The organism is Parahoeflea halophila (assembly GCF_900220985.1).
Lineage (GTDB): Bacteria > Pseudomonadota > Alphaproteobacteria > Rhizobiales > Rhizobiaceae > Hoeflea > Hoeflea halophila.
The window spans coordinates 1,299,044-1,311,464 of sequence record NZ_OCPC01000001.1 but is presented as its reverse complement, the minus strand read 5'-3'; the positions used below and the strand labels follow the sequence as shown (position 1 = coordinate 1,311,464).

Genomic DNA, 12,421 nt, shown 5'->3' with positions numbered 1-12,421 from the left:
CCGTTCTGCGTCGATCCGGACTAGCCGGGTATGAACATCAGTGTGGCAAGCGGCGGCAGCGTCAGTTCGGCGATCGCGCAGCCATCCTCCTGCCGCGTCGTCACCTTGCCAAGGTTGCCCTTGCCGGACCCTCCGTAAATGGTGGAATCAGAATTGAATATTTCAAGCCACGAGCCATCCTCGGGCATCGGGACCCGGTATCCGGTCAGAACCATTGGGGTGAAATTGGATATGACAACGACAGGCTTTTCACCGGGGGCACTGCGAACCCAGGCGAAAACCGAGTTGGCGTCATCATCGGCGATCAGCCACTCAAAACCTTCCGGTTCGCAATCCCGGGCATGCAGGGCAGGTGTCTTGGTGTAGAGACGGTTGAGATCCCGCACCATGTCCTGCATGCCATGATGGCGCAGATCATCGAGATGATCCCAATCGAGCTGCCGCGCCTCGCTCCATTCACCGCGCTGGGCAAATTCCTGGCCCATGAACAAAAGCTTCTTGCCCGGATATCCCCACATGAAGCCGTAATAGGCACGAAGATTGGCAAATTTCTGCCATTCGTCGCCGGGCATCTTGGTCAGCATCGAGCCTTTTCCGTGGACGACTTCGTCATGTGAGATGGGCAGAACGAAATTCTCGGAAAAGGCGTAGAGCAGGCCGAAGGTCAGATCGGTGTGGTGGTGCTTGCGGTAAATCGGGTCACGCCGCATGTAGGCCAGTGTGTCATGCATGAAACCCATGTTCCACTTGAACCCGAAGCCGAGACCTCCCTCGTGGACAGGGGCCGAGACCTTGGGCCAGGATGTGGATTCCTCGGCGATGGTGACTATGCCGGGATGGCTGCCATAAACTGCCTTGTTCATTTTCTTGAGGAAATCGACAGCGTCGAGATTTTCCCGGCCACCTTCCCTGTTAGGGATCCATTCGCCTTCCTTGCGCGAGTAATCAAGGTAGAGCATCGAGGCCACCGCATCCACCCGCAGGCCGTCAATGTGATAGGTCTCGGCCCAGAACAGGGCGTTGTTGACCAGGAAGGAGGAGACTTCCCGGCGGCCGAAATTGTAGATCGCGGTGTTCCAGTCCGGGTGAAAGCCCTGGCGCGGGTCGGCATGCTCGTAGAGCGCGGTGCCGTCGAAGTGCGATAGGCCGTGGGCATCTGTGGGGAAATGTGCCGGCACCCAGTCGAGAATGACACCGATACCAACCTGGTGCGCGCCGTCGACAAAACGGGCAAACCCTTCCGGCTCGCCGAAGCGGGCGGAGGGGGCGTAGAGTCCGGTGGTCTGGTAGCCCCAGGACGGGTCGTAGGGGTGCTCGGAAACCGGCAGGAACTCGATATGGGTAAATCCCATCTCGACGCAATAGGGGATCAGCTCACCGGCCATCTGGTCCCAGGTCAGGAAGGTGCCATCGGCATGCCTGCGCCATGATCCGGGATGCACCTCGTAGATCGACACCGGCTGGCGGCGGGCGTCGACCTTGCTCCAATGGGCCCGGTGGGCGCTGTCGCCCCAGTCATGATCAAGGGTTGATGCCACGATAGACGCGGTCGCCGGCCGCAGTTCCGCCCGCCGGGCAAAGGGGTCGGCTTTCAGCGGCAGCCTGTCGCCGTTCGGTCCTATGATTTCATATTTGTAAGCCGCACCGGCGCTGACGCCGGGGGCAAAGATTTCCCATATGCCAACATCGCTGCGCAGGCGCATGACGTGGCGGCGTCCGTCCCAGTCGTTGAAATCGCCAACCACCGAGACCCGGCGGGCATTGGGCGCCCAGACAGCAAAATGGACGCCTTCGCTGCCTTGATGCTGGATTGGATGCGCGCCCAACTTGTCAAACAGCCGCAGATGCGAACCTTCTGCGATGAAATAGTCATCCATCGGCCCCAGCACCGGTCCGTAGGAATAGGGATCACCGACTTCCCAAGTGTTGCCATCGGAACTTGCCGCCTTGTACCGCAGCGGCTGGCGTTCGGTTAAGGCTACCAGGCCCTCGAACAGGCCGGCCGCGGCACCGGGCTCGAGCCGGCCAGCGGACTGACCGTCCAGCGTCACGGCAATAAGGGTGTCGGCACCGGGAACAAAGGCGCGGGCCAGAAAGTCGCCATCAAATTCCTGCAGGCCCAGAACGGAAAAGGGATTTGCATGCGTACCGGAAGCTATCGCTTCTGCTTCTTCAGCCGAAAGGAGAGGTACCCTGTTGTCGGCGTCTGGCACGTTTCCCTTTTGGGTCATGGGCCGGCTTTCCAAATTTCCTTTGCATACTGGCGTATGGTGCGGTCCGAGGAGAACCAGCCGACGCGCGCCGTATTGAGGATAGTACGGCCATACCACGCCTCTTCGTCAACCCACAAACTGTCAACCTGGCGCTGGGCCCTGGCATAGGCATCGAAATCGGCAGCGACCATGAACCAGTCGTGGTCATAGAGCCCGGCAATGAGATCGCTGTAGCGATTGCGGTCCTCCGGGCTGAAGACGCCCGAGGAAATGGCGCTCAGGGCCTGGGAGAGTTCCGGCGACGCCTCGATGATGCCGCGCGGATTGTGGCCGGTGGCACGCCGTTCGGCTACTTCGGACGCGGTCAGGCCGAAGATGACGATGTTGTCGTCGCCGACGCATTGCTTGATCTCGACATTGGCGCCATCGAGCGTGCCGATGGTCAGTGCGCCATTGAGCGCGAACTTCATGTTGCCGGTTCCGGATGCTTCCATTCCGGCTGTAGATATCTGCTCGGAGAGATCGGCTGCCGGAACCATCACTTCGGCGAGCGAGACATTATAGTTCGGGATGAAGGCGATCTTCAGAAGCCCGTGCACGGCCGGGTCGCTGTTGATCACCCGGGCGACGTCATTGGCAAGCTTGATGATCAGCTTGGCATTGTGATAGCTCGGCGCCGCCTTGCCGGCGAAGAATTTTACCCGCGGTACCCAATCGCGTTCGGGGTGCGAGCGCATCTGGTCATAGAGCGCCACCGCCTCGATGATGTTGAGCAGTTGCCGCTTGTATTCATGGATTCGCTTGATCTGGATATCGAACAGCGCCGAGGGGTCGACCTTGATGTCCATGCGGTGCGCGACCAGATTTGCCAGCCTGATCTTGTTGTCGCGTTTGACGGCCGCGAAACGGGCGCGGAACTCGGAGTCGGTGGCATAGGGAACGAGGGCTGAAAGCGCCTCGGCATCGTCCATGAAATCATCACCGATGGCTTCGCGGATCAGAGAGAACAGGCCAGGGTTGCACTGCATCAGCCAGCGGCGCGGGGTAATACCATTGGTCTTGTTGTTGATGCGGTCGGGGTAAAGCCCATGCAGATCGGAAAACACCGTCTGCTTCATCAGGTCTGTGTGCAGCGCCGAGACGCCATTGATCGAATGGGAGCCGATGAAGGCCAGGTTTCCCATTCGGACTCGACGTTCGCCGCCTTCGTCGATCACCGAGACGGACCTGATCTGGTCCTCGTTGTAGCCGCGTTCCTTGCGTGCCTGGCGCAGAACCTTGGCATTGATGGCATAGACCAGCTGCATGTGACGCGGCAGAAGGCGTTCGAACAATGGCACCGGCCAGCTTTCCAGGGCTTCGGGCAGAAGCGTGTGGTTGGTATAGCCAAAGGTTGCGCGCGTAATGTCCCAAGCTTGATCGAACTCCACGTGGTGAACGTCGATCAGAAGCCGCATCAGTTCTGCCACGGACACTGCGGGGTGGGTGTCATTGAGCTGGATGGCCACCTTGTCGGGGAGGGTGGCAAGGTCTCCATATTGCTGAATATGGCGGCGCAAAATGTCCTGCAGCGATGCCGAGGAGAAGAAATACTCCTGGCGCAGCCGCAGTTCCTGGCCTGCCGGTGTTTGGTCGGCAGGGTACAACACCTGTGTCAGGGCTTCAGCCTTGTTGCTTTCGTGCAGCGCGCCGATGTGATCGCCGGCATTGAAAGCGTCGAGCAGAATTGGATCGATCGGCTGGGCGGTCCAGAGCCTGAGCGTGTTGACACGGTTGGCGCGCCAGCCGACGACCGGCGTGTCGTAGGCCACGGCCATCATGCGTTCCTGGGGTTTCCAGACGAATTGCTGAGCCTCGCCGGTCTCCGCGCCGATGGTCTCCACCGTTCCGCCAAAGCCGATTTCATAGGCGCTTTCGTGGCGGGGGAATTCCCACGGATTGCCGTGGCTGAGCCAGGTTTCGGGCAGTTCCACCTGCCATCCATCGCTCATCTGCTGCTTGAACAGGCCATGGACATAGCGGATTCCGTAGCCATAGGCTGGGATGTCCACCGTTGCCATCGACTCCATGAAGCAGGCGGCGAGTCGGCCCAGTCCGCCATTGCCGAGGGCCGCATCCGGTTCGAGCGCGGCAACGGCATCGAAATCGACACCGAGTGAGTTCAGGGCCTGCTGAACCTGTTCCAGCAGGCCGAGATTGGTCACCGCATCGCGGGTCAGCCGCCCAATCAGGAATTCGAGCGACAGGTAATAGACCCGCTTGGCGCCTTCCTCGTAGGTCTTGCGGGTCGACGCCATCCAGCGGTCGATCACACGGTCGCGGATAACCAGGATAGTGGCTGTCATCCAGTCGTGCGGCTTGGCGACCTTTGCATCCTTGCCGATCGAATAGGTCAGACGGGTGATGATGTCGGCAGCGAGGGTTTCAGGATCATTGCCGAGAGGGGCCGGGGCGGGAAGGTTGGCAGTGGCGGACTTGGATATCATCTGATGTCCCATCAGGCTTGGGGCGGGACCCGGCGGCGGAAAGGGCGCAGCGAGTCATCATGAAAGCGCGTGTATTCCAGCAATGAATGATATTGGCGGCAATTTCCAGCAATTAAATCCATTAGAATGGCAGATGTCGTCATTACATTTGTCAAGCAGCCAATTTGGCTCGTGCAGATCGTGACCGTCCAAGTGTGAAGTATTACCGTTTGCCGCGACAGCTAACGGCTTTCGACGGCACCTGCATCAGGGTCTAGGATGACTTTGCCTATCTGGCCGTGGTCATTGATCTGTCCCAACGTAGAGTTATCGGCCCCCTCTCGGCCTTGCAAGGCAATGACTGCCGGGCAGTGGGTCAATGCAGAACCGCCAGATAACCGATGTCGTGTTGCAGGCAAAATTCATGGCTGTGGGGCGTCAAAACCCGAGCGCAAGGACCTGATCCATTCCGATCAGGGGCCCCAGCTCACCAGCATGGACTGGGCAACACTTCCTCATGCATCCCAAACTTGGACCTTCTTAGCCATCCTACGCATCGCTCACCGGGCAACGAATGAGCCGATGAGGGAACTGCCACCACATCGCTGTGGTAGAAAGCTTCGTCAATCTGCTCAAGCGTGAGCGGGTATGGCGCAGTGCCTGGCGAACACTTAAAAAAGGCGAGGCAAGACGTGGTCGACCACATCGAGATGTTCTGCAACCCAAAACGGAAGCACGTCAGGAAAGCGCTGCTGTCGCCCGTCGAGTTCGAACGGCGGCAGGAAAATTATCCCGAGGGTGTCCACAAAAAATCCGGGCTATTCAGGCCAGTGGCGCTGAGCAATCGCGGTTGCGGAGCATGACCAACACGAAGGTTTGTTCGCTTTGGTCGACATATTGTGTTATCCGCTCGAACATCTGGTCGATCATGGGCCGCGGACAAGCCTTTTTGAGTTTTTGTCGAAATGGACAAGCTTTCTGTTATGCGGGCCTTTCGCCGAATCGTCGAACGCGGCAGTTTTGCACGGGCGTCGGAGGATCTCGGCGTTTCGCCGGCGCTGCTGAGTCGCGAGATCAAGCTGCTCGAAGAAAGCCTGGGCAGCACGCTGCTCACCCGCACCACTCGATCGATGTCACTCACCGATGCTGGACAGCTCTACTACGATGAAACCAGCGGTATTCTAGACGCTGTTACCAATATCGAGAATCGCATTCGAGACGGGGCAGGAGCCGTGCGCGGTCACCTGAAAGTGAACGCTTCCAACTCCTTCGGCCAGATGGTCATTGCGCCTCTTCTCCCTGGGTTTCTCGACGCGTATCCCGACCTCAGGCTCACGCTCTCGCTTGACGATCGGGTCGTCGACATGGTCGAGGGCGGTTTCGATATTTCGATACGCATCCGCGCCACGATGCCGGACTCAGGTCTGGTCGCGCGCAAGGTTGGTAGAATGAGCCAGCGGATATTTGCTGCACCCGCCTATTTGGGACGGGCTGGAGTGCCAGCGACACCAAATGACATCTTGCATCACCGCGTGATTGGCTTTTTGTTGGCGGACCATCTGACCTCCTGGTGCTTGAAGGGCCCATCAGACACGGTCACTCTTGAGCTCGACCCGAAGGTTCGTGTTGGTAACAGCATTGTCTTGCGCGATCTTCTGATTGCGGGCCAGGGCATCGGCACGCTTCCGGACTTCGTCTCGAACGAGGCCGAAACCCGCGGCGACCTGGTGCGGGTCTTGCCAGGCTGGGAACTCCCGGCGCCGGAGATTTTTGCGGTTACCGCCTCCCGGCTGGGCATGGACGCAAAGGTAATTGCGTTTTTCGATTATCTCCGCGCGGCGCTCCGCCGCTGACATTCTTCAACCAGCGTAAAGAATGAAATCAAATCGGGCCGGTTATTCCGGCACGTTGCATACGCGATCCTCCGAGGCATTGAAATCCACAGCCCCAAGAGGATCCCATGACCCGCGTTCTTGTTCTCTACTACTCCAGCTATGGCCATGTCCGCGCTCTTGCTCAGGCGGTGGCCGACGGCGCCCGCAGCGTGCCCGGCACGTATGTCGAGTTGCGCCGCGTTCCCGAAACTGTCCCTGCCGACATTCGTGCAAAGGCGGGCTTTGTGGCCGACGATACTCCCGTCGCGACGGCTGCCGACCTGGAATCCTACGACGCAATCATTTTTGGCACGCCGACCCGCTTCGGCATGATGGCCGGGCAGATGAAGTCCTTCCTTGATCAGGCAGGCGGGCTCTGGGCAAGAAACGCACTGGTCGGAAAGGTGGCTGCTGTCTTCGCCTCCACCGGGTCGCAGCACGGCGGCCATGAGGCGACGCTGTTATCTACCCAAATCCCGCTTCAACACTTTGGGATGATCATCGTTGGCATGCCCTATACCTTCGCCGGGCAGACTAACGCCGATAGTATCGTCGGTGGTGCCCCTTATGGTGCCGGTACCATCGCCGGTGCGGACGGATCGCGTGTGCCTTCTGAAACGGACCTGGCCGGTGCGCGCTTTCAAGGAGCACATGTGGCGCGGATCTCCGCGCGACTCGCAGGAATCAACCTGCGTGGGGAGGCCGCGTGATGGCGTCCCTCACCATCGACTTCTTTCACGACGTCGTCTGCTGCTGGTGCTTCAACATCTCGTCGCGGATGCGCGGTCTTTCCGGCGAGTTCGACCTCGACGTGCATCATCGCACCTTCGTGTTACAGGAGAGCCGTTCCGAAATGGCTGCGCGTTGGGGCGCTCCCGAGGAAGCGCGGGACACCATCCTCGGGCACTGGTCAGTCTGTCGGCAAGTGAGTGATCGCCCCGAACTCATCGACGTCGATGCCATGCGGGTAGCTCCGTTTGACTATCCGCACGGAATGACAGCTGCGCTTGGTTGTAAGGCCGCGGAACGGCTCGGCGGACAGGTCGCTCACTGGGACATGTTCGACCGGCTGCAGCGCTCGCACCTTACAGAAGCCCAAAACATTGCTGACCCCGACATCGTGCTGCGGATCGCTCGGGATCTGGGCTTTGGGGCTGCGGCCTTCGCAAGAGCTTTCGACGACCCGTCCACTGCAAGTGCCGTTGCAGCAGATCGGCAGCATGCCCGTGCGCTCCAGGTTCGTTCAGTCCCCACTCTCATCGTCCGCGAAACAGGTGCCCGTCTCGTCAATGGACCGCGCGAGGACCTTGCTGCGCAGTTGCGCACGGCTGTCCGGCTTGTTGCCTGAAAGAAAGTCCCATGTCGTTCCCGTACTTCCGTTTCCTTAGCGAGCGACCTCACATCCGAGACGTGCCGCAGGAGCTATGGCCCCACCTAATGCGGGATATCGGCCTCGATCCCTGGTCGAGACTCCCGCCCATTCCCCCTTGGCGACTCTGGTGAGCCAACGGAAAGGAGATGCATTATGCACGACAAATCGCCCTTCCTTTGGATGCCGTGCGGCAAGACAACAGCGGATGATGCGGCTCTACCCAGCCGATGCCGGACGCGCGCTCGTCGTTCCTTCATCTTTTCCAGTCCCCTAAGAATGCGAAACGCCATGTCACGCACCACCGATATTCTTCTCACGTCGCTCGCCCCGGCGATCTGGGGCAGCACCTATCTCGTTACGACCGAGATGCTTCCTGCTGGCCATCCCCTTACTCTTGCGATGCTCCGCGCGTTGCCAGCAGGGTTGGTCCTACTTGCCTTCACACGGTGTTTCCCTCCACGCGCCTGGCTTGGCCGCGCATTCTTGCTTGGGAGTTTCAACTTCGCACTGTTTTGGGTGCTGCTATTCGTGGCTGCTTATAGACTACCCGGAGGTATCGCGGCGACACTGGGGGCGCTGCAGGCGCTCATCGTCATCGTTATGGCGCGGGGATGGCTCGGCACACCGATAAAGGCGGGGGCGGTCGCTGCTGCTGCGACCGGCGTCCTGGGCGTTGCGTTACTGCTCATCGGCCCGGAGGCCACTATTGATCCGGTCGGTATAGCTGCCGGATTGGGCGGCGCCGCCTCTATGGCGGCCGGCACCGTGCTCAGCCGGAAGTGGCAACCGCCGGTTTCGGCGCTCAGCTTCGCCGCGTGGCAGTTGACGGCCGGAGGCTTGATTCTCTTGCCGCTCGCCCTCATCGTCGAACCTCCGTTGCCAGCCCTCTCGGCTACGAACCTCGCCGGTCTTGCCTGGCTCGGTCTTGTTGGCGCCGCTGTGACCTACGCCATCTGGTTTCGCGGTGTTGCCCGGCTAGAACCCGGGGCGGTTTCCATGCTCGGAATGATGAGCCCGGTGACGGCGGTAACGCTCGGCTGGCTCTGGCTAGACCAATCCCTTTCACCGCTACAGCTTCTCGGCGCCGCCATCATCCTTGGCTCGGTTTGGGCCGGTCAGCGCGTGAACCGCCCTCGCGCGGAAAGCACTCTTGCGCGTTCTGTCACACAGCAGGCGAATGCCGCCCGAACCCATTCAGGAAAGGTGGCTCCTCAATAGCGAGATCATGTTTCTTGCGGCCCGTTCAAGCCAAGCCAGCTAACTGCTCCGCAGTTTCCGGCATCCTCCTCAGGCTCGCATCGATCCGCTCCCGCCATCCACGCGACAGCGCATCTTCATAGGCTTCTGCAAGCTCATGCGGCCGGTCCTCGACCAGAACCCTTACAAGAAACTCGGCCTGGGCCCGGTCCTTTCTTGCTTTTAGCTGATCGGGGCCGCCTTTGCGCCGGACAGCCACGATCAGCTTGTGGATGGCAAAGCGCTCGGGTCGAGGCACCTGGATCAGAACGCCCGAACGGTAAAGAGCCACGGCCTGGATCGGGTCGGCTATCAGGAAGTTGAGATAGTTCAGACCCTGCGCGCTTATCCCCAGAGCTGGCAGTGGCTTGACGGTTTCATCGCCGAAGGCCGGCGTCAGGAATTCGACCATCGCTTCGGAATGGCTTTGTCGCCATCTCCAGACCTGCCGATCGTTAACACCGGGAACGGGATCGAACTTGAGCGACTTGAGGTTCTCGTCTGGGTTTTCGTCGGCCTGGTCTTCCAGAGCGACGGAGAGTGGTTCGAAGCTGGCGAGATCCATGTCGCCGGTCTGGGCCAGCTCCTCGTAATCCATGCGGACGCCGAGCTCGCCTTGATAGAGGCTGTACGCCGATGTGCCCACCAGGGTGCCACCAAGCCGGAACACGCCGGCCCGGGAGAACGCCAGAAGCAGTGAACCTGTTTCGCGGTCGGTCGTGATGAAGCCCTCGGCGCGCAGCACTCTGGCGAGCCTGGTCATCTGTTTCTGCCGGTTTTCGGATTCGGCCTTTGACGCCTCGGCGCGGTCCAGGCGTGCCCGCAGCTCCGGCTTTTCCTCGCCGAGGTATCGGCTGACCATCTCGGTGCCGATACGAAACTTCTCATAGAGATAGGTGCGTCCGTTGCGCTTTCGCTCTTCAATGGTGCCAATCAGACGGGATGCCCTTTCGTCGAGATGAAGGCGCAGCAAGTCCTGGTAGGCGACGACGGCAGCTCGGCTTTGAGCGACGTTTTCCATCTGCTTCGTCCCCAGCATTGTGTGCATCATTTTAGTTTTTGCTGCACATCAACGCAAGTGTGCATCGGAAAAACAATGATGCACACACTAGAAATAGGAGAAGCCACGCAGCGGGCTCGGCCGGAAGCTCATGGACAAGCGAAATCGCAGGGCATCAAAACGTCCGGGAAATCCGTTCGGTTCGTGAATTGAGGAGCTTGCCGTAATTATGGGAGTAGTAAGCGAATCTAGCCAAGGTTCAGTGAACCTGTCGCCCACTACGTAAACCAGGCCTAAGTGCTTGAAAGGATGGTGGGCGTAACAGGGATTGAACCTGTGACCCCTACAATGTCAATGTAGTGCTCTCCCGCTGAGCTATACGCCCATCCGATGGGCCGCATACACCACAGAACCCCCAGTGCCGTCAATACGCAAATACCGGGTTTTTTCATGCGCCTTGCCGATGCGGTGCGGAGCTTGGCTGCAGGAGTGAAAAATAGCGGTTGCAACGACAACAACCCGGACAAATCTGTCCGGGTTTTGGCAGGCTATCGGCTCGCTGAGGCTGCCCAAGGGCAGGGGGAATGTCAGGCGGCGAGAATCATCTTGTTGACCTCGTCGACGAGGTCGCGGAGATGGAAGGGCTTGGAGAGGACCTTGGCATCCTTGGGGGCCTTCGAATCCGGGTTCAGCGCGACGGCGGCAAAACCGGTGATGAACATGACTTTAAGGTCGGGATCGAGCTCAGTGGCCCTGCGGGCCAGTTCGATGCCATCCATTTCCGGCATGACGATGTCTGTCAGCAACAGCGAAAACGGCTCTTCGCGCAGCCGGTCATAAGCGCTGGCGCCATTGTCGAAGGAGCGGACCTCGTAGCCGGCTTTTTCAAGCGCCTTGACCAGGAACCGGCGCATGTCGTTGTCGTCTTCAGCGAGGAGGATTTTCGGGTTCATTCGTTTTCCAGACCTGTCAGCGTGCTCTTTGAGCTATATCTGCCCTATCTATGGATTGCGCCAGTAAATATCAGGTGAATATAGACGATTTTGCGACGGCTTTTGTCCCGGTCTGGACAGGTGTGGGGGCAACTGGCAAGGTGATTCAAGCTGTTGCGTGGATAGAGGGATAAATATGCACGAAGCCGAAAGGCCCGGCACGAAAGGCACAGAAGATGCCGGCGCCGAGGCGGTTGCTCCATTCGAGATCCGTCGCCCGTTGCAGCAGACAGAGCCATTCGTGTTCAACTCACCGCATTCCGGCCGGATATACCCCGAATCGTTCCTGAACATGTCGCGGCTTGACCGGATGGCGATTCGGCGTTCGGAAGACCATTATGTCGATGAATTGTTCGCTGATGTGGTGCAAATGGGCGCGCCGCTGCTCGCGGCGCAGTTCCCTCGTGCATGGCTCGATGTGAACCGCGAACCCTATGAGCTCGATCCGCGTATGTTTGACGGCCCGTTGCCGCCGTTCGCCAATATCGGCTCGATGCGGGTGGCCGGAGGGCTGGGGACGATTCCGCGGCTGGTGGCAGAGAACATGGACATCTACCGGGGACGGCTGAGCGTCGAAGAGGGGCTTTCGCGGATCGAGCGGGTTTACCGCCCCTACCACGCAAATCTGCGCCGGTTGATCGCCCAGACCCATGTCCGGTTCGGCAAGGCGTTCCTGATCGATTGCCATTCGATGCCGGCCAATGTGCGGGTGGCCGGCGGCAATCGCAGGCCGGATATCATTATCGGGGATCGCTACGGTGCAAGCGCCGCGCATGACGTCTCCCGGGCCGCGGTTTCGTTCCTGTCGGGGCTCGGCTACCACGTGGTCCGCAACAAACCCTATGCTGGCGGCTTCATCACCGAGCACTACGGCCGTCCGGGGCGTGGGCTGCATGCCCTTCAGATCGAGATCAACCGCGGTCTCTATGTAGATGAGGCAAGCCTCGTGAAAACGCGGGGTTTTGAGCTTCTCAAGGCAGATCTGGCCGCGTTTGTCGGTGAGATGATGGCCTATGTTCGCGATGGAATGTCCGACGATCGCCTGGCCGCGGAATAGAGTGCCGTGCTTTACCCAAGGCGCATTGCGCAATCGCTGCTTGAAAGGACTGCGTGGGGCAACAGCGGCAAAAAAAACCGCGCTCGTGGCGCGGTGAAATCTAGGGAGGAAACGCCCAAGGAGGGCATTTACAGTCCGGAGACTGCAAACAAAGACTAATGCTGCATTGCACAAAAGTCAACCGCCGCGTTGTTTGCCCTGTGTGTATTGCA

General features: G+C 59.7%; 9 protein-coding genes, 1 tRNA gene and 1 pseudogene. 6 read left to right on the top strand and 5 right to left on the bottom strand.

Annotated features, from left to right (window positions below; genetic code table 11):
• Positions 1–20: 20 nt before the first annotated feature.
• Together glgB and CRO46_RS06180 are read right to left on the bottom strand one after the other, a co-directional pair.
• The gene (gene glgB, locus CRO46_RS06185; RefSeq protein WP_097105977.1) at positions 21–2,231 is read right to left on the bottom strand and encodes a 1,4-alpha-glucan branching protein GlgB; all 2,211 of its coding nucleotides are present in this window, start codon (positions 2,229–2,231) and stop codon (positions 21–23) included.
• Entirely contained in the window at positions 2,228–4,699 is a 2,472-nt protein-coding gene (locus CRO46_RS06180; protein WP_097105975.1) for a glycogen/starch/alpha-glucan phosphorylase, read from the bottom strand. The genes glgB and CRO46_RS06180 overlap by 4 nt, the downstream gene beginning before the upstream one ends.
• 361 nt (positions 4,700–5,060) lie before the next feature.
• On the opposite strand from CRO46_RS06180, the pseudogene CRO46_RS20125 reads away from it, so the two are divergent.
• The 5 genes and pseudogenes from CRO46_RS20125 to CRO46_RS06160 form a co-directional block, all read left to right on the top strand.
• A pseudogene (locus CRO46_RS20125) lies at positions 5,061–5,481 on the top strand (IS3 family transposase); the annotation flags it as partial.
• A gap of 162 nt (positions 5,482–5,643) precedes the next feature.
• Positions 5,644–6,531 carry a LysR family transcriptional regulator gene (locus CRO46_RS06175; RefSeq protein WP_097105972.1) on the top strand — a complete coding sequence of 296 codons (888 nt, stop codon included), beginning with the start codon at positions 5,644–5,646 and terminating at the stop codon, positions 6,529–6,531.
• Positions 6,532–6,638: 107 nt separating this feature from the next.
• Positions 6,639–7,262 (top strand): NAD(P)H:quinone oxidoreductase, encoded by a 624-nt coding sequence (wrbA, locus tag CRO46_RS06170; protein ID WP_097105971.1) that lies wholly within the window; start codon positions 6,639–6,641, stop codon positions 7,260–7,262.
• Positions 7,262–7,900, top strand: a complete 639-nt coding sequence (locus CRO46_RS06165; protein ID WP_097105969.1) for a DsbA family oxidoreductase — start codon at positions 7,262–7,264, stop codon at positions 7,898–7,900. The genes wrbA and CRO46_RS06165 overlap by 1 nt, the downstream gene beginning before the upstream one ends.
• 300 nt (positions 7,901–8,200) lie before the next feature.
• On the top strand, positions 8,201–9,142 hold the full coding sequence (locus CRO46_RS06160; protein ID WP_425479235.1) for an EamA family transporter: 942 nt from the start codon (positions 8,201–8,203) through the stop codon (positions 9,140–9,142).
• Positions 9,143–9,167: 25 nt separating this feature from the next.
• Here CRO46_RS06160 and CRO46_RS06155 read toward each other — a convergent pair whose 3' ends face one another.
• The 3 genes from CRO46_RS06155 to cpdR all read right to left on the bottom strand — a co-directional run bounded on the left by CRO46_RS06155 (position 9,168) and on the right by cpdR (position 11,113).
• Positions 9,168–10,181: a nucleotidyltransferase family protein gene (locus CRO46_RS06155; protein ID WP_097106557.1), complete on the bottom strand. Its 1,014-nt coding sequence runs from the start codon at positions 10,179–10,181 to the stop codon at positions 9,168–9,170.
• A gap of 289 nt (positions 10,182–10,470) precedes the next feature.
• Positions 10,471–10,545: transfer RNA gene (locus CRO46_RS06150), tRNA-Val, on the bottom strand.
• A 202-nt stretch (positions 10,546–10,747) separates the two neighbouring features.
• Positions 10,748–11,113 (bottom strand): cell cycle two-component system response regulator CpdR, encoded by a 366-nt coding sequence (cpdR, locus tag CRO46_RS06145; protein WP_097105965.1) that lies wholly within the window; start codon positions 11,111–11,113, stop codon positions 10,748–10,750.
• 175 nt (positions 11,114–11,288) lie between these two features.
• Here cpdR and CRO46_RS06140 point away from each other — a divergent pair, with 175 nt between their 5' ends.
• Complete coding sequence (locus CRO46_RS06140) at positions 11,289–12,209, top strand: N-formylglutamate amidohydrolase (protein WP_097105963.1); 921 nt, start codon at positions 11,289–11,291, stop codon at positions 12,207–12,209.
• Positions 12,210–12,421: the final 212 nt, after the last annotated feature.

Excerpts from the sequence above, each read along its gene's own strand:
- cpdR (WP_097105965.1), bottom strand. The coding sequence starts at position 11,113 with ATGAACCCGAAAATCCTCCTCGCTGAAGACGACAACGACATGCGCCGG.
- CRO46_RS06175 (WP_097105972.1), top strand. The coding sequence starts at position 5,644 with ATGGACAAGCTTTCTGTTATGCGGGCCTTTCGCCGAATCGTCGAACGC.
- CRO46_RS06165 (WP_097105969.1), top strand. The coding sequence starts at position 7,262 with ATGGCGTCCCTCACCATCGACTTCTTTCACGACGTCGTCTGCTGCTGG.
- CRO46_RS06160 (WP_425479235.1), top strand. The coding sequence starts at position 8,201 with ATGCGAAACGCCATGTCACGCACCACCGATATTCTTCTCACGTCGCTC.
- CRO46_RS06140 (WP_097105963.1), top strand. The coding sequence starts at position 11,289 with ATGCACGAAGCCGAAAGGCCCGGCACGAAAGGCACAGAAGATGCCGGC.
- wrbA (WP_097105971.1), top strand. The coding sequence starts at position 6,639 with ATGACCCGCGTTCTTGTTCTCTACTACTCCAGCTATGGCCATGTCCGC.
- glgB (WP_097105977.1), bottom strand. The coding sequence starts at position 2,231 with ATGACCCAAAAGGGAAACGTGCCAGACGCCGACAACAGGGTACCTCTC.
- CRO46_RS06180 (WP_097105975.1), bottom strand. The coding sequence starts at position 4,699 with ATGATATCCAAGTCCGCCACTGCCAACCTTCCCGCCCCGGCCCCTCTC.
- CRO46_RS06155 (WP_097106557.1), bottom strand. The coding sequence starts at position 10,181 with ATGGAAAACGTCGCTCAAAGCCGAGCTGCCGTCGTCGCCTACCAGGAC.